Annotated in this window: 11 protein-coding genes; 7 read left to right on the top strand and 4 right to left on the bottom strand. The window is 68.3% G+C overall.

The genetic code is table 11. From position 1 onward, the window contains the following. The first annotated feature begins 92 nt into the window (after nt 1-92). Nucleotides 93-1,400, top strand: a complete 1,308-nt coding sequence (locus AC4D2R_RS12265; RefSeq protein ID WP_490940223.1) for a hypothetical protein — start codon at nt 93-95, stop codon at nt 1,398-1,400. Nucleotides 1,401-1,421: 21 nt separating this feature from the next. On the opposite strand, the gene AC4D2R_RS12260 is transcribed toward AC4D2R_RS12265, so the two are convergent. After that, complete coding sequence (locus tag AC4D2R_RS12260) at nt 1,422-2,417, bottom strand: proteasome assembly chaperone family protein (protein WP_490940222.1); 996 nt, start codon at nt 2,415-2,417, stop codon at nt 1,422-1,424. A 213-nt stretch (nt 2,418-2,630) separates the two neighbouring features. Between AC4D2R_RS12260 and AC4D2R_RS12255 the strand changes: the two genes are divergently transcribed. From AC4D2R_RS12255 to sucB, 3 genes are all read left to right on the top strand, one after another. Then, nucleotides 2,631-4,175, top strand: coding sequence for a leucyl aminopeptidase (locus tag AC4D2R_RS12255; protein ID WP_490940221.1), 1,545 nt, complete (start codon nt 2,631-2,633; stop codon nt 4,173-4,175). A gap of 192 nt (nt 4,176-4,367) precedes the next feature. After that, nucleotides 4,368-5,750: a dihydrolipoyl dehydrogenase gene (lpdA, locus tag AC4D2R_RS12250; protein ID WP_490940220.1), complete on the top strand. Its 1,383-nt coding sequence runs from the start codon at nt 4,368-4,370 to the stop codon at nt 5,748-5,750. Nucleotides 5,751-5,904: 154 nt separating this feature from the next. Further along, nucleotides 5,905-7,725: a 2-oxoglutarate dehydrogenase, E2 component, dihydrolipoamide succinyltransferase gene (gene sucB / locus AC4D2R_RS12245; protein WP_490940219.1), complete on the top strand. Its 1,821-nt coding sequence runs from the start codon at nt 5,905-5,907 to the stop codon at nt 7,723-7,725. Nucleotides 7,726-7,983: 258 nt separating this feature from the next. On the opposite strand, the gene AC4D2R_RS12240 is transcribed toward sucB, so the two are convergent. Next, nucleotides 7,984-11,526 (bottom strand): S41 family peptidase, encoded by a 3,543-nt coding sequence (locus AC4D2R_RS12240; RefSeq protein WP_490940218.1) that lies wholly within the window; start codon nt 11,524-11,526, stop codon nt 7,984-7,986. 93 nt (nt 11,527-11,619) lie between these two features. On the opposite strand from AC4D2R_RS12240, the gene AC4D2R_RS12235 reads away from it, so the two are divergent. Beyond that, nucleotides 11,620-12,507 (top strand): TIGR01777 family oxidoreductase, encoded by an 888-nt coding sequence (locus tag AC4D2R_RS12235; protein WP_490940217.1) that lies wholly within the window; start codon nt 11,620-11,622, stop codon nt 12,505-12,507. A 3-nt stretch (nt 12,508-12,510) separates the two neighbouring features. Here AC4D2R_RS12235 and AC4D2R_RS12230 read toward each other — a convergent pair whose 3' ends face one another. Further along, complete coding sequence (locus AC4D2R_RS12230) at nt 12,511-12,861, bottom strand: hypothetical protein (protein ID WP_490940216.1); 351 nt, start codon at nt 12,859-12,861, stop codon at nt 12,511-12,513. Further along, entirely contained in the window at nt 12,798-14,480 is a 1,683-nt protein-coding gene (locus AC4D2R_RS12225; RefSeq protein ID WP_490940215.1) for a serine/threonine-protein kinase, read from the bottom strand. Before AC4D2R_RS12225 ends, AC4D2R_RS12230 begins: the two co-directional genes overlap by 64 nt. A gap of 106 nt (nt 14,481-14,586) precedes the next feature. On the opposite strand from AC4D2R_RS12225, the gene lipB reads away from it, so the two are divergent. After that, nucleotides 14,587-15,309 (top strand): lipoyl(octanoyl) transferase LipB, encoded by a 723-nt coding sequence (gene lipB / locus AC4D2R_RS12220; RefSeq protein ID WP_490940214.1) that lies wholly within the window; start codon nt 14,587-14,589, stop codon nt 15,307-15,309. Continuing rightward, nucleotides 15,306-16,307 (top strand): lipoyl synthase, encoded by a 1,002-nt coding sequence (gene lipA / locus AC4D2R_RS12215; RefSeq protein ID WP_490940213.1) that lies wholly within the window; start codon nt 15,306-15,308, stop codon nt 16,305-16,307. The genes lipB and lipA overlap by 4 nt, the downstream gene beginning before the upstream one ends. Nucleotides 16,308-16,354: the final 47 nt, after the last annotated feature.

Genomic DNA, 16,354 nt, shown 5'->3' with positions numbered 1-16,354 from the left:
GCGGCATTGCAAACCTGCAACGATGGCGGAGCCGGAGGCTACACTCGGAGCGGCGGAGGCGAAAACCGGTCCGCTGACATGTTTGGGGGATCATGGGCAGCAGTCGTGCGCGCATCGTCGCGCTGAGTATCGTGCTTGGGGTGCTGGTAGCCGCGCTCGCTTCGCTGGCGGGCAATGACTACCTCCTCTTTGCGCTGCTGCTGGCCGGCGGATTCGCGGCCCTCACCGGCTTTCGTCGTTTTCTGATGTATCTCACCAAAGTGCTGCTGCTGCGGGCGGGGAAGGCGGCCCGCGGCAGGCAGGCGGGCCCGTTCCACTACGCCGGGCGAAGCCGTCCCGGTGGAACACCGTCCGGGGCGGGCGGCCCCCGTGCGTCCCCCGCGTCGGTCTACACCGTTGACTCACCGGCGGCTCCACGGACCGCCGGCGAGGCGTTCGAGCAGCACGTCTGGCGGCGTGAGCCGGAACTGCGCGACCGGCGGCTTTCGCTGATCCTCGCGGCGCTCCTGATCCCCGCGGCCGTGCTGACATGCCTTGCCGCGCATTGGACCGCAATCGAGGCGCTCTTCGAGGGCCCACCCCTCCGGGCGTGGCGAGGTCTCCTTGCAGTTATTGGGATTGAAGTCCTCGCGGTGGGGCTCATCGCCCTTGGGCTGGGCAGCCGGTACGCGCGCGGCTCGCTCGCCTTCTTTTCGATCGCACGCGAGCTGCCTCCGTTCACGGTTCTGCAGGGCCGCCGGGATGCCCGATTCCTCGAGGCGCTGAAGCAGGTCCGGTCCGGCGTGGCAGGCCTTCCTGAACTTTTCACGGTCTTCACCGACCGGAACGGCGTCCTGCTGCTGGGCGGAGGGGCAGCACCGCGGGTCGTTGCCGCATTTCACTGGCTCCACGTGGCGGAGATCCGCCTCGCACCGCCGGACCTTCCCTCCTCGCGGCGAGGATCGGGCCAGCAGCGCGTTGAACTGCTGATCAGGCACAAGGGAGCCGACGTGGGCCTCAGCCTCGAGGTCGAGCGGGCCAAGGTTGCGTGGAGCGAGCACGGATTTGTCAAAGCGGATCCGCTTGGCGCCTCCGTCACCACGCTGCAGGGGGTGCGCATGAACTGGCTGGTGCCTCCGCTGGGCTCCGGCGCGGGACACGGCCATGCGGACCCGGGGGCCGAATCCTGGCCTGCCGATGAAACGTCGAAACGTATCAGCCTGCTTTCGGGAACCACGCCGCTTGCCGGAACCGACCAGGAACGGATGGCACTGACCTACGAGGTGATGCAGCGCGCACCACTTGAACTGGCCAGCGCCAGGGCGGCGTGGCGAAAGCAGGTCCTGACGTCCTGCATCCTCGCCGCCGCGGCACTTGGCGCAGTCACCGGCCCGGGGATCCTGCTCACCCTGATTGGCTAGGATCCCCGGCTGGAGCAGCTGCTACAGCGACGGGGGCACGCCATCGCCGCGGTCGGTGTCGGGCTCGGGCTCGGGCTCGGACCCATTATCGCGAAGCAACGTTGATTCCTCTTCGGCCTGCGGGCTGGCGAGGTAGGCCTCAACCTCGGCGCCGATTTCCTCGGCGCTGACGAGCTCGCTGTTGTCCTTGACGAGCAGGGAACGCCGCTCGACGCTTCCCGCCCGCTCGTCGTAGCTCTGCTCAAGGGAACTGACCACTGACTGCACCTCGGGCGAACCGTCGACCTGCCGGGCCACCTGGCGCTCGACCTCGCGGCCCGACTCCCGCAGCCGGTCGGTGGGAAGCATCAGCCCGGTTGCCGCGCCGAGGTACTCGAGACCGGCGACCGCAGCCGGCGGATATTCGGCCTCGGCGAGGTAGTGCGGAACATGCACGGCGTAGCCAACGACGGCGAAGCCGGCCTCAATCAGCCGCAGTTCGAGCAGGTGCCCAACCGACGCAGGAACATCCATGACGGGCCGCCAGGCATTCATTCCTTCAATGAGGGACTCGCGGTTGCCATGCACGGTGACGCCGATCGGACGCGTGTGGGGAACGGGCATGGGGATTCCCTGGATCCAGGAGACGTGCGGGACCTGGTACTCGACGGCCAAGGACCGGACCGCCGCCACGAAACGCTCCCACTGCAGGTCCGGTTCCAGGCCGGTGAGCAGCAGGAACGGCTCTCCCAGGCCGTCGTAAAGCCGGTGGAGTTCGATGGACGGCGCCTGGTAGTCCCGGAGATGGTCCTTGTCGAACACGATCCGCGGGCGCCGGCTCCGGTAATCGACGAGCTGGTCGGTATCGAAGATCGCCACCGGGTCGCTGTCGAGAGTGTCCAACAGCTCTTCGCCGACCTGAGACACCACCTGGCCGGCGTCGGACAATCCGCCGAGGCTCACAAGCAGCGGCAGTCCCGACAGGTTCTCCGGGCTCAACTCGGTGTTCAGATCAAACAGTGTGCGTGGATCCAGCATTGCTTCCTCCCTGCGGATGGACTCCGCGCATTCATGCGCGCGTCCTTTACTTCCTCATCTCTTCAACGCCGACCGCCCCCGCTTTCATTCCGCGGGTGCAATTGCACGGCGACCGACAGACTACGATCAAAGGACGGGTTCCGTGCTGCCCTGCACCGGATCCCCAATCAGTCCAGTCTCTGGAATCTCATCTGGAAATGAGGAATTACCTTCGTGATGAAGCCAAGCGAGCCCACTCTGACGGCCGTCGCCAAAGACCTGAAGAAAATACCAAGTGACGCCCTGGTTATCGGGGTCGGCAAAACTCCCGAGGGGCCGGTGCTGCTTGACAGCCCGCTGTCGGCGAAGGCCGCGCGGGCGCTCGGCGATTCCCTCCAGGTGCTGGGCATCACGGGGGCTGCCGATGAGGTTCGAAGGATGCCCGGCCTGCCCGACACCGGATCCGACTCGCTCGTCCTCACCGGGGTCGGCGCATGGAAGCCGGGCACGGCGCTTTCCGCCGAAACCCTCCGGAGGGCGGCCGGAGCGGCGCTGCGGCAGCTGAAGGGCACCGGCACCGTCGTCGTTGCGCTGCCTGCACCGACCGTCGGGGAAGCTACAGCGGTCGCCGAAGGAGCCGCGCTCGGCGCCTACACGTACGAGGGCTACCGCTCCAACCTCGGCGCCGACGGCTCGAGTGTGCCCCCGAAGGACAACAGCGTTGGCGCCGTCCTGATCCACACGCCGGCAGCGCACGATCCCGCCCTGCCGGCGGCCCTGCGCAGGGCCGCCGTACTGGGCAAGAGCGTCAACGCCACGCGCACCCTGGTGAACCAGCCCCCCAGCCACCTCTACCCCGAGACGTTCGCCCAGGCGGCGAAGGACCTCGCGAAGGGCCTTCCCGTCAAGGTCACGGTCATGGACGAGAAGAAGCTCGAACGCGACGGCTACGGCGGAATCCTTGGCGTCGGCAAGGGTTCGTCGCGCCCGCCGCGCATGGTTAAGGTCGAATACTCCCCCACCAAGTCAAAGGTTCACCTGGCGCTCGTCGGGAAGGGCATCACCTTCGACTCTGGTGGACTGTCCCTGAAGCCCGCCGCCGGCATGCAGACAATGAAGCTCGACATGGCCGGCGCGGCCGCCGTCCTCAACACCCTGCTGGCCGTCGCCGAGCTCGGGCTTCCGGCCAAGGTCACCGCCTGGCTGTGTCTGGCCGAGAACATGCCCTCGGGGACCGCGCAGCGGCCCGAGGACGTCCTGACAACCTACGGGGGACGCACCGTCGAGGTCCTCAACACCGACGCCGAAGGCCGCCTCGTGATGGCCGACGGCCTGGCCGCCGCCAGCGAGGAACGCCCCGACGCGATTCTCGACATCGCCACCCTCACCGGGGCCCAGGTCGTCGCGCTGGGCAACCGGGTCTCCGGGGTCATGGGCGACGAAGGTGTCCGCGACGCAGTCAAGGCAGCCGCCGACCGCTCCGGTGAACAGTTCTGGCCGATGCCGCTGCCCGAGGAGCTGCGGGCCAGCCTCGACTCCCAGGTCGCCGACATCGCCAATATCGGCGAACGTTCCGGCGGAATGATGACCGCCGCGGTCTTCCTGCGGGAGTTCGTGGGGCAGGTCGACGGCGAGAAGATTCCGTGGGCGCACCTGGATATCGCAGGACCGGCCTTCAACGAGGGCTCGCCTTACGGGTACACGCCCAAGGCCGGAACGGGTGTGGGAGTGCGCACGCTCCTCGCCTACGTCGAGGACGTCCTGGAACGCGCTTCCTAGACCCCGCCGCTGCTGCCGGGGCACCGCCTCCGGCAGCAGCGTGAGTCTGCCCACAAGCGCCCGACATTGCCCCATTTCAGGTGGTCGCGGGCGGAATCTGGGGATAGGGTAAAGCCTGATCACCAAGCAATTTGGCACAATCAATCACCGACGCGCTTCGGCGCGTCACTGCTTACGCGAGGGAGCGTCAAAGTGGCCGATACGGCAGCTGCGCAAGAATTCGACATCCTGATCCTCGGCGCGGGAAGCGGTGGCTATGCCGCCGCACTCCGGGCGGTCCAACTGGGTTTCACCGTTGGCCTCGTTGAGAAGGGCAAGCTGGGAGGCACGTGCCTCCACAACGGCTGCATCCCCACCAAGGCGCTCCTGCACACCGCAGAGGTGGCCGACAGCGCCCGCTCGGCAGGCAAGTACGGAGTCAACGCCACCTTCGAGGCGATCGACATGGGCGCCGTCAATGCCTACAAGGAAGGCATCGTCGCCAGCAAGTTCAAGGGGCTGACGGGCCTGATCAAGTCCCGTGGCATCACCGTGATTGAAGGCGCCGGCCGTCTGACCTCCCAGAACACGGTCGAGGTCAACGGAACCTCCTACACCGGCAAGAACATCATCCTCGCCACCGGCTCCTACTCACGCACCCTCCCCGGGCTTGAGATCGGCGGCAAGGTCATCACCTCGGACCAGGCCCTGCAGATGGACAGCGTTCCCAAGAGCGCCATCATCCTCGGCGGCGGCGTCATCGGCTGCGAATTCGCCTCCGTCTGGGAGTCCTTCGGCGTCGACGTCACAATCATCGAAGCCCTCCCCTCCCTCGTACCCAACGAGGACGCGACGATCGTCAAGGCCTTCGAGCGCGCCTTCAAGAAGCGCGGCATCAAGTTCAATACCGGCACCCGCTTCAAGGCCGTTGAGCAGCACGACGACGGCGTCACAGCCACCCTCGAGGACGGCAAGACCTTCAAGGCCGACCTCATGCTCGTCGCCGTCGGCCGCGGCCCCGTGACGGCCGACCTCGGCTACGAAGAGGCAGGGCTCACCCTCGACCGCGGCTTCGTCATCACCAACGAGCGCCTCCACACCGGCGTCGGCAACATCTACGCAGTCGGCGACATCGTCCCCGGCCTGCAGCTGGCCCACCGCGGGTTCCAGCAGGGCATCTTCGTGGCCGAGGAAATCGCAGGCCTGAAGCCGGTCGTCGTCGAGGACCTCAACATCCCCAAGGTCACCTACAGCGAGCCCGAGATCGCGTCGGTCGGCTACACCGAGAAGGCAGCCAAGGAAAAGTTTGGCGATGACCGGGTGGAGACCCAGGAGTACAACCTGGCAGGCAACGGCAAGAGCTCGATCATCGGAACCGGCGGCCTCGTCAAGCTCGTCCGCGAGAAGGACGGGCCCATCATCGGCATGCACATGCTCGGCAGCCGCATGGGCGAGCAGATCGGCGAGGCCCAGCTGATCGTCAACTGGGAGGCCTACCCCGAGGACGTCGCCCAGCTCGTCCACGCCCACCCCACCCAGAACGAGGCACTCGGAGAAGCAGCACTGGCCCTGGCCGGCAAGCCACTCCACAGCTAACCAGCAGCACCCACCACCTGAAGCGGCCTGCAGCCCGGAGAAATCCGGGTTGCACTAAGCTCGCAGGTATTCGCACCAGCAACCTCAGCTGACCCGGCACCACTGGTGGCACAGCTGCCAATGAATGAATCTAATAAGGAGAAACGGGGACAATATGTCTGAATCCGTGAACTTACCCGCTCTCGGTGAAAGCGTCACCGAGGGAACCGTGACGCGCTGGCTGAAGCAGGTAGGCGACACCGTCGAAGTTGACGAGCCCCTCCTGGAGGTTTCCACCGACAAGGTGGACACGGAAATCCCTTCACCGATCGCCGGCGTCATCGAGGAAATCCTCGTCGCCGAGGACGAGACCGCCGAAGTTGGCGCGCCGCTCGTGCGCATCGGAAGCGGTTCGAGCGACGGCGCATCGGGCGGATCAGACGCAGCAGCCCCGGTTCAGGAGCAGGAAGCGCCGGCGCAGGCCGAGGAACCTGCGGCACAGGAAGAGGCACCGGCTGCCGAACCGGCCGCACCCGCCCAGGAGGAAGCACCTGCGGCGCAGGAGTCCGGAAGCGATGCCGGAACCGAAGTGACCCTCCCTGCGCTCGGGGAAAGCGTCACCGAAGGCACGATCACCCGCTGGCTCAAGGCCGTGGGCGACGACGTCGAGGTCGACGAGCCGCTGCTCGAGGTTTCAACGGACAAGGTTGACACGGAAATCCCCTCCCCTGTGGCTGGAAAGCTCCAGGAGATCCGCGTAAACGAGGACGAAACGGCCGAGGTGGGCTCCGTGCTCGCCGTCATCGGCACCGGCGCTTCGGCACCGGCGAAGGTTGAGGCTCCCCGCGGCGAACCCCTTGCGGCCGGCGAAGCCGAGACCCGCGAGACGGCCATGGCGGAGCCCGCCTCCGACGGCGCCACAAAGCCGGCACCGACCACCTCGGAGCCCGCCGAGGAGGCAGCCCCCGAACCCGCGAAGCCTGCCGCCGAGAAGGAAGCGGCACCCGCCGCACCCGCCGCGGCGCCGGCCGAGCCGGCCGGTGGCGACGCCTCCGCGTACGTCACCCCGCTTGTCCGCCGCCTGGCGAACCAGCACGGCGTCGACCTCTCGGCCGTCACCGGCACCGGTGTGGGCGGACGGATCCGCAAGCAGGATGTGGAGGACGCCGCCGAGGCCCTGAAGGCCAAGGAAGCGGCACCGGCAGCTCCGGCCGCCGCACCCGCCGCCGCAGCGCCCGCACGGGCCGCAGCGCCTGCGGTTGAGGCATCGAAGCTCCGTGGAACCGTCGAGAAGGCTCCTCGGATCCGGCAGACCATCGCCAAGCGCATGCGCGAGTCCCTCCAGGTCTCCGCCCAGCTCACCCAGGTGATCGAGGTGGACATGAGCCGCATCGCGCGGCTGCGGAACACGGCGAAGAACAGCTTCCAGGCGCAGAACGGCGCCAAGCTCACCTTCCTGCCCTTCATTTCCAAGGCCGTGACCGAAGCGCTGAAGCAGCACCCCAAGCTCAACGCCTCCTTCGACGAGGAAAAGAAGGAAATCACCTACCACGACGCCGAGCACCTCGCGATCGCCGTGGACACCGAGAAGGGGCTGCTGGTTCCGGTCATCCGCGACGCGGGCAACCTCAACCTCGGCGGCCTGGCGAAGAAGATCGCCGACGTCGGCGCCCGTACCAAGAACAACCAGATCGGGCCGGACGAGCTCGCCGGCGGGACGTTCACGATCACCAACTTCGGGTCGGTCGGCGCCCTGTTCGACACCCCGATCATCAACCAGCCCCAGGTGGCGATCCTCGGCACCGGGACGATCGTCAAGCGCCCCATCGTCGTGACCGACGCCGACGGCGAAGACACGATCGCGATCCGCTCCATGATGTACCTGAGCCTCACCTACGACCACCGCCTGGTGGACGGCGCTGACGCCGGACGGTTCCTGCAGACCCTCAAGGCACGCCTTGAGGGCGGGGCCTTCGAATCGGAGCTTGGCCTGTAGCCTCGCCGGGCACCGGTTCCTGGTGAACCACGCACAAGGGCGGCGTTCCCCTCACGGGAACGCCGCCCTTGTTGTTTGTCTGTGCCGTGTTTTATCTGTGCAGTGTTGTATCAGTGCAGTGTTCTTCCGGCGCCGTTTCATCCAGCGCCGTTTCAATCGGCGCCGTGCTTATCCGGCACCATCCAATGCCTCAGCCGCTTGCCGGCTGCCGGGCGGACCCGCGGCCGTTCCACCACCGCAGGGCCGTCCGAAGCAGGCTCAGGCCCCCGGACGCTTGGGCAGCGGAGCGGGCCGGCGCGACGGGTAGCCCTGCTTGGCCGGTGGAACATCGGTGGGCAGCTCACCGAGCATCTCCTTGAGGATTCCCACGCCGTGCTCCAGCTGCGGGTCCTCCCCTGCCGCATACGCGTGAGGCGGGTAGGCAACCTCAATGTCGGGATCCACGCCGCGGTTCTCAACTCCCCATCCAACGCCGCCGGTCATCCAGAAGGCGTAGCGCGGCTGGGTGACCCCCGTGCCGTCGGCGAGGCTGAACCGTCCATCGATGCCCACAACGCCGCCCCAGGTCCGGGTGCCGATCACGGGCCCGATTCCGCGCAGCTTCGCGACCTGCGTGATGATGTCGCCGTCGGAGCCCGCGAACTCATCGGCAAGGACAACCACCGGTCCGCGCGGCGCGTGCGCCGGATACGTTCCCGGCTCTTCCCCGCGGGGGAAGGCCCACGCGGCCACCTTCCGGCCGATCAGCTCGGCGACGAGCTGGGAGGTATGGCCGCCGCGGTTCCGGCGCACGTCGACGATCAGGGCATCGCGCGCTGTCTCGCGGTCGAGGTCGCGGTGCAGCTGCGCCCAGCCGTTGGCAACCATGTCGGGGACGTGGAGGTAGCCGAACTTCCCCTCGGACACCTGATGCACGATGGCGCGGTTGCTGCTCACCCAGTTCTGGTAGCGGAGCCGTTCCTCGCTGCGCAGCGGCACAACGGCAACGCGGCGTCTCTGGGCGCCGGCGCCGTCGTCGTACCGGGTGACCGTCAGCTCGACGGTCCGCCCGGCCGCGGCCGTGAGCAGCACCGAGGGGCCGTGCGCCGGCGGCACGGGAATGCCGTCGACTGCTTCGATGATGTCACCGGCTGCCACGGCCACGCCGGGAGCGGTCAGCGGTGAGGCCGCCTGCGGGTCGGAGGACTCACCGGCGTAGATGCGCTGCACGGCCCACCCGCGCAGCGTGGGCACCAGGTCGGCACCGAGGAAGCCCTGGTGCCCTCCCGGTTCGGCGGTCAGCGCCGGGCTCACATAGGCGTGGGAGGTGCCGAGCTCCCCGTGGACTTCCCACAGGATGTCGACGAGGTCGTCGTGGGATCCGATCCGTTCGACGAGCGGCGCGTACCGGGACTTCACTTCCTCCCAGTCGAGGCCGCCCATGTCCTCCGTCCAGAAGAAGTCGCGCTGCAGCCGCCAGGTTTCGGTGAATGCCTGCCGCCACACGTTCACCGGATCGAGGAGGATCCGCACCCGGTCAAGGTCGACATCCACCTTGTCCGGCGAGTCGGCGTCGACCTTGCCGCGGGTGGGAACCGCAGTGACCCGTCCCTGCCGAATGACGACGGCAGTGCTGCCGTCACCGCTCACCCGGTAGGAGTCGGCCTCCGCGACGAGGACGTCGACGGAGCGCCGGGCAAGGTCGAACCGCTCAAGGCGCCGCGCCGGTGCCTGGTCGGCTGGCGTGGCCCGCCCGTCTCCGGTGACGCCGCCGCTCTCCCCCGCGGTCCACAGCAGGGCACCCTTGACCGAGGCGAGCGACTCATAGCTTCCCTGCGCGGCGGGCACCGGGATGATCCGTTCCGAGATGCGCTCGGGGTCGACGGCGACCTTCACGGGATCGTCCGCGCCGTTTCCGGATTCCTCGGACTTTGACTCGCCCGTGTCGGGTGCCCCGTGCACAGCCGGGCCGAAGGGCGACGGAGTTTCAGCGGCGAGCGCCACAAGGAAAGGCTTGGTCGATGCCGGGAAGCTCAGGTCGAAGCGGTGTGTGTCGTAGACGGGATCGAAGCTGCGGTCGGAGAGGAACGCGACGAACCTGCCGTCGACGGTGAAGACCGGTGAGTGGTCCCGGAATCGGCCGTCGGTAAGGTCGTGGATCGGTGCCTGCTTCTCGGCCATGGCGACGCGGACGCGGGTGCGGGAGCCTTCGCTGGCAACCGGTTCGGCCCACACGATCCAGCGCGAGTCAGCGGAGAAGGAGATGTCGTCGATCGCCCCGTGGGCCGAGGAGGCCAGTGTGAAAAGCTCGCCGGCCTCGACGTCGAGCACCAGGAGGCCCCCAGCCTCCCCGGCGACGGCGACCTTGCGCCCGTCGGGGCTGGCCGCCAGTTCACTGACCCGGAACGGTTCCTCGAACGGAAACGACTGAAGAGCACCTGCGGTCGACCGGTCCTGGGCGGCGACGGCGTCGACACCCGGATCGGTTTCCCCGTTGGTTGCGGGTTCGGCGGACGCGGTCTCGGCGCGAGGCTGCGGGTCGGCGGCGGAACGCAGTGCCCCCTCGCCGGCGGGCAGCCGCACCGCACCGGATGCCGGCACGGGCAGCGGCAGGGCGGGCTCGGCAGCGGTTTCGCCTGCGTCATCGGTTGCCGGTGTGGAACCGTTTGAGGATCCGTTCGCGCGCGGATCGGCAGCGGCGGCCTGCGGCAGCGGCCCTGCGCCGGCACCCTCAAAGACCTTCCGGACGAAGAGCAACTCCTCCCCGCCGTGATCGGCGACGTAGACCACGCTTTCGGCGCCCAGTGGGCGTCCAAGGCGCGCACGCACTCCGGGCGTCGCGTCGATCACCCGGGAGGGTCCGTCGCGGTGCAGCAGCCAGTGAAGCGTCCCGTGGCTTTCGACAACGCTTGCGGTCCCGGAGGCCGTCGGCACGGCTCCGGTCAGGTGGCGCTTGACATTGAGCAGGTGCGGCCTGCGCGCCGTTGAAGCCGAGCCCAGCTGGATGTCGAGCCGTGTGGCCGCCGCATCGGGTTCGAGCGAGGACAGCATCCAGAGTTCGCCTGCCGATTCGAAGACCACCCGTGAGCCGTCGGTTGAGGCATGGCGGACGTAGTAGTCTTCGTTGTCGGTGTGCCGGCGCAGGTCGGTTCCGCGCACGTCAACCGAGTAAAGGTTCCCGTAGCCCTCGTGGTCGGACAGGAAGGCGAGGCGGGTGCCGACCCACATGGGGTCGGTCAGGTTCCCGTCGAGTTCGGGCAGGAACCGGGTGAAGTCACCGCTGCCGCCGGCGTCGATCCAGAGCTTCCCGGCTGTTCCTCCGCGGTACCGCTTCCACCAGGCCTGCTCACGGGTCATGACGCTGCCAATGACGGTGGTGCGCTCGTCGCCGATCGCGGGAGCGCTGACAATCGTATCGACCGGTCCGTAAGGCAGCACCGTCTGCGCCGACCCGTCGAGCGGCACACGATATGCCCAGGACAGGCGGGGATCCTCATGCCGGTAGGCGCTCGTCGCCAGTACTTCACCCTCGGCGGTGAATCCCTTCACCCTGGTGCTCTGGTGGCCCCAGTAGGTGAGCCGGCGGAAGCCGCCCCCGTCCACATCGGCCGCGACAACCTCGGGAGCCCCTGCCTGCACCACCGTCCACGCGATCACGGCGCCGTCGGGTGAAAAGCGCGGGCTGCGCGCCGGCAGCTGCAGCGCCGAGATCCGCCATGCCCTGCCCCCGGCAAGCGGGGCGACCCAGACATCGTTCTCGGCGACGAAGGTGACCAGATCACCGGAAAGGTGCGGAAAGCGCAAGTAGTTTGAGGAACCCATTGACCGATCATAACCACACGCACCGAGGCCCTCCGGAGCATGCGGTGCTGCCCGCCTGTTCCCCCTGCTGGACGCAGGTGGTTCGATGGGACAATGCGCATCCTCATCGCCGGAGCATCGGGCACCATCGGCACCGCCCTTGTCCTTTCCCTTGCCGAGAACCACTCCGTCACGCGCCTGGTGCGGCGGGCCCCCAAAGGACCGGATGAAAGCCGCTGGGATCCGGCCGCCGGAACCCTCGACCAGGCGGCGGTGGAGGCCGCCGACGCCGTCATCAACCTTTCCGGGGCGGGGATCGCAGGCGGGCTGTGGACCCGCAGTTACAAGGAGGTCCTTTACTCCTCCCGGATCAGGCCCACCCGCACCCTCGTGGATGCGATGCGGAAGGCGGACAGCCCGCCTGCGGTCTTCATCAGCCAGTCCGCATCGGGCTACTACGGCGACCGCGGGGACGAAAGGCTCACCGAGGATTCCGGATCGGGGAACACCCTCCTCGCGGACATCTGCCGCCGGTGGGAAGCTGAAGCCGGCCGCGCGCCGTCCCATGTCCGTACCGTTACGACCCGCACCGGCATCGTGATGGCGAAGCAGGGCGGGGCGCTGCCGGCGCTCCTGCTGCCGCTTCGCCTCTACGCGGGAGGGCCGCTGGGCAGCGGCGACCAGTGGTGGCCCTGGATCACCCTCGAGGACCAGGTCCGCGCCGTCGAATTCCTCCTCACCTCCTCCGTTGAAGGGCCGGTGAACCTCGCGGCGCCCCAGCCGGCGCGCCTGCGGGAACTGGTTGAGGCACTGGGCAAGGAGCTGAACCGGCCCACCCGGCTGCGTGTCCCGGAGTTCCTGCTGCGCCGGACGATGGGTCAGCTTGCCTACGAACTGCTGCTGGTCAGCGCGCGCATGGAACCGGAAGTCCTGCAACGCTCCGGGTTCACCTTCGGGCAGAACACCCTCGAGGATCTGGCGGCCTGGGTGCGGCGCGCCTGACCCTCACCGTTCGGCGGGTTGCTCATGGACCGAGTAGATCCTCCAGGCTTCGCCGTCGTGGTGAAGGATGAAGACCAGGCGCTGCTGGCTTGCGGCGGCCGGGCTGGCAGTGGGAGAACCATCGGCGGCGGTCTCCGTATAGGCCGACACCGCCGCCGTCGCGGCGACTGCGGCGGCCGTCCCGTTTGTTCCGGCCGCCGCTCCGTGGTCTTGCCCGGGGTCCGGGCGGCTTTGGCCCCCTAATGCCGCAGCGCCCATTGGCACGGCCCGTGCGGAGGTGATGCGGACCGTCAGGCCCTCAAGGCGCCGCCCTGCGGCGGCGAGCGCGCGCACCGCGCCGTCGTCGGCCGCCATGGCGGGCGAACCCGCGACATTGACCTGCTGCAGCAGTTGTGGATTCGCCCGCGCGAACGCTTCGGCACGCAGCGCCGCGAGGGCGGGAAGCACCCGAAGAGGATCTGATGCAGCCAGGGCACCGGGCAGGCCCTGGCCTTTCCGCGACCGACTGCCTTCCGATTCCGGGTTGCCTGGGGCCATACCGGTGGTGCGATCTCCCCCGCGGCCCGGTTCTGCAGGTTTCGGCGACAAGCCGCTCGCTTCCAACCTGGTCGGTTCCGACCTGCTCGGTTCCAACCTGCTCGGTTCCACTGACTGGGCGGTCCCACTGGGCTGGGCGGTTCTGCGCCATCGGGCGTGGCACCCGCGTGCGGGGGCATGACGGCGCCGTCTGCCGTCGACGTAGCCTGCCCGGTCCCCGGGTTCGTCTCGGTTCCGGGCAGCCGCCCGGCGGTGGATCGCGGTTCGGGGCCGGGCACCGGCCTGCCTGCCTCCGCAGGGTGCCCGAGCGTGCGGTCCTGCCCGGCGGACCCGATGCCTGCCACGAGCACCCCGCACAGCAGGAGGACGCCCAGCACGGCGCCCACCGCGGCCCTGCGGATCCGCCCGTTCCGCCCGGAGCCCGCAGGGGCGCCGGGACGGGTCATGGGTGCGACATGGGAACCCGTGCCCGCACGGAGAGCCGTGAGGCCGCGGCGGCCGCCGCCCCGTCTGACCCTTTTCCTGCTGCCCTCCTCGAGCAGCACCGAACGGCGGGTGCGCAGCTGCGGCAGGACGCTCTCGTGGACGGCCGCCACGAGGTCCACCGGAACCGCCGTGCCCGCGCGCAGCAAGCCGCGGGCGAACGCTTCGGCCCGGGGCCGTCGGGCCGGGTCGTCGGCCAGGCCCTGTTCGATCAGCTCCGCCATGCGCGGGGGCACTTCCGGTACAAGCAGCGGCAGCGGTGGTCTCTGGTCAGTGGGGCGGGGCACTCTGCCGGTCAGGGTGAACCAGGCGACGGCGGCGAGGGAGAACACGTCGGCATCGGGGTCGGGGTGGCCCGCCGCACCGGGGCGGAGGTCCTCGAAGCCGGGCGTTCCGAAGGTTTCCCGGCCAGCCTCCCCCAGCCACCGCCCCAATCCGAGGTCGGCCAGGAGCGGCTTGCCCTCCTCAGTGAAGAGGATGTTGCCGGGCGAGACATCCCCGTGAACGGCACCTTCGGCATGGAGATGGCCGAGCGCCTGGGCAATCGGGGCAAGCACCGTCACGGCCTCTCCCACCGGCAGGGGTCCGCGTGCCCCGATCAGCTGGGCGAGCGAACCGCCTGGCGCATAGTCGAGCTGCACCCCGGGGCCCCGCGTCGTCGGGAGGACGTCGTGGACCTTCAAGAGATGGTCGTGGTGGAAGGCTCCGAGCAGCCCGAGCTCGCGTTCTGCCGCCTCACGGTCAAAGCGCTGGGCGCCGCTATCCCGGTGCGGCACCTTCAGCGCGTACCGCGTCCCGGTGTCCTCGGCGGTCACGAGCCAGACCTCCGACGCGCCGCCGAGGCCAAGCAGCCGGCCGGTGACGAACCCCTCGGCCTGGGGCGGTTCGCACTCGATCACGGGGGTGTCCACCGTGTACTCAGGCACATCGTCATCGCCCCAAAACGCGTCCATGCGCTCAGGTCTAGTACAACGGGCGGATTCCCGCTTGCGTTATCCACAGGGCGCCGGCGCGCCCGTTTCGTCGCCACGACTCCAAACGGGGGTCTACCCTTATCCCATGACTCTCGAGTTCGCCCGGGTTGGACTGCATCCGGACTACGTTGACTATGAAACCGGATGGAAGCTCCAGCGTGAGCTTCACGAGGCCGTCATCGACGGGCGGGCCCCCAGCTCGGTCCTGCTCCTTGAACACTCAGCGGTCTACACGGCAGGCAAACGCACCGAAGACCACGAACGCCCGTTCGACGGCACGCCCGTCGTCGCCGTTGACCGGGGCGGGAAGCTCACCTGGCACGGTCCCGGTCAGCTGGTGGGCTACCCCATCGTTGCCCTGCCCGAGCCCACCCGGGTGGCCGATTACGTGAACATCCTCGAGGACGTGCTCATCGCCGTCCTTCGGGACTACGGGCTTAACGGAATCCGCATCGAGGGCCGCTCGGGCGTCTGGATCGCGGCCGACGCCACCCGGCCGGACCGGAAGATCGCCGCCATCGGAATCCGCGTCAACCGGCGGGTCACAATGCACGGTTTCGCCCTCAACTGCAGCAACAGCCTGGCGCCGTTCCAGCAGATCGTCCCCTGCGGAATCACCGACGCCGGCGTCACAAGCATCTCCGCTGAACTCGGCCGCACCGTGAGCCCCGCCGACGTGGTGGCGCGGGTTGAGGAAGAACTGCGCAAGAATGAAGCTGCCTTGGTACTCGATGCCACGGCCAGCGCCCTTTCCGACGGATCAACCGACAACGCTGGCGCAGACCAGCCAAAAGGAGCTTTACTGTGAGCCTGGCACCCGAGGGACGCCGACTGCTGCGCATCGAGGCGCGCAATGCCGAGACCCCGGTCGAGCGCAAGCCCGACTGGATCAAGGCGAAGGTCAATATCGGACCCGAATTCGTTTCGATGAAGAACCTGGTGAAGAAGGAAGGGCTCCATACGGTCTGCGAGGAAGCGGGCTGCCCGAACATCTTCGAATGCTGGGAAGACCGGGAGGCAACGTTCCTTATCGGCGGCTCGGAGTGCACGCGCCGCTGCGACTTCTGCCAGATCGACACCGGCAAACCGCAGCCCCTTGACCGCAGCGAGCCCTTCAAGGTGGCCCAGTCGGTGAAGTCGATGAACCTCCGCTACGCCACAGTGACAGGGGTTGCCCGCGACGACCTGCCCGACGAGGGCGTCTGGCTGTATGCCGAGACGATCCGGCAGATCCACAGCATGAACCCCGGCACGGGCGTCGAAATCCTCATCCCCGACTTCTCGGGCAAGCCCGAACACATCACGGCGATCTGTGAAGCGGCCCCCGAGGTTTTCGCCCACAACGTCGAGACGGTCCCCCGCATCTTCAAGCGCATCCGCCCTGCCTTCCGTTACGAGCGGTCCCTCGACGTCATCAGCCAGGGCCGGGACCAGGGCATGGTTACGAAGTCGAACCTCATCCTCGGCATGGGTGAGACCCGGGAGGAGATCTCGTCGGCCCTCCGGGACCTTCACGACGCCGGCTGCGATCTGATCACGATAACCCAGTACCTGCGCCCAAGCGAGCGGCACCTTCCGGTGGACCGCTGGGTCAAACCCGGAGAGTTCGTCGAACTGCGCGACGAAGCGGAGGAAATCGGCTTCCTCGGGGTCATGAGCGGGCCGCTGGTGCGCTCCTCTTACCGGGCCGGCCGCCTGTGGGCGCGTGCCATGCGCAAGAAGGGCTTCGAACTGCCGCCGGAGCTTGCCCACATCGAGGATTCGGGCTCAACGCTGCAGGAGGCCTCGAGCCTCAAAGCCGGGTAGCCGGCCCCCACCAGGCACTGCCCCCTTCCGCGGGCAAATGAGTATCC

The organism is Arthrobacter sp. TJ-217, assembly GCF_058269255.1.
Note: the sequence above shows the minus strand (reverse complement) of the source record. Positions and strands in the feature narration are given on the sequence as shown.

What these genes read in the sequence shown, in the direction of transcription:
- AC4D2R_RS12265 (WP_490940223.1), top strand. Translation starts at nt 93, where the DNA reads ATGGGCAGCAGTCGTGCGCGCATCGTCGCGCTGAGTATCGTGCTTGGG.
- lipB (WP_490940214.1), top strand. Translation starts at nt 14,587, where the DNA reads ATGACTCTCGAGTTCGCCCGGGTTGGACTGCATCCGGACTACGTTGAC.
- AC4D2R_RS12260 (WP_490940222.1), bottom strand. Translation starts at nt 2,417, where the DNA reads ATGCTGGATCCACGCACACTGTTTGATCTGAACACCGAGTTGAGCCCG.
- sucB (WP_490940219.1), top strand. Translation starts at nt 5,905, where the DNA reads ATGTCTGAATCCGTGAACTTACCCGCTCTCGGTGAAAGCGTCACCGAG.
- AC4D2R_RS12235 (WP_490940217.1), top strand. Translation starts at nt 11,620, where the DNA reads ATGCGCATCCTCATCGCCGGAGCATCGGGCACCATCGGCACCGCCCTT.
- AC4D2R_RS12240 (WP_490940218.1), bottom strand. Translation starts at nt 11,526, where the DNA reads ATGGGTTCCTCAAACTACTTGCGCTTTCCGCACCTTTCCGGTGATCTG.
- AC4D2R_RS12225 (WP_490940215.1), bottom strand. Translation starts at nt 14,480, where the DNA reads ATGGACGCGTTTTGGGGCGATGACGATGTGCCTGAGTACACGGTGGAC.
- AC4D2R_RS12230 (WP_490940216.1), bottom strand. Translation starts at nt 12,861, where the DNA reads ATGGCGGCCGACGACGGCGCGGTGCGCGCGCTCGCCGCCGCAGGGCGG.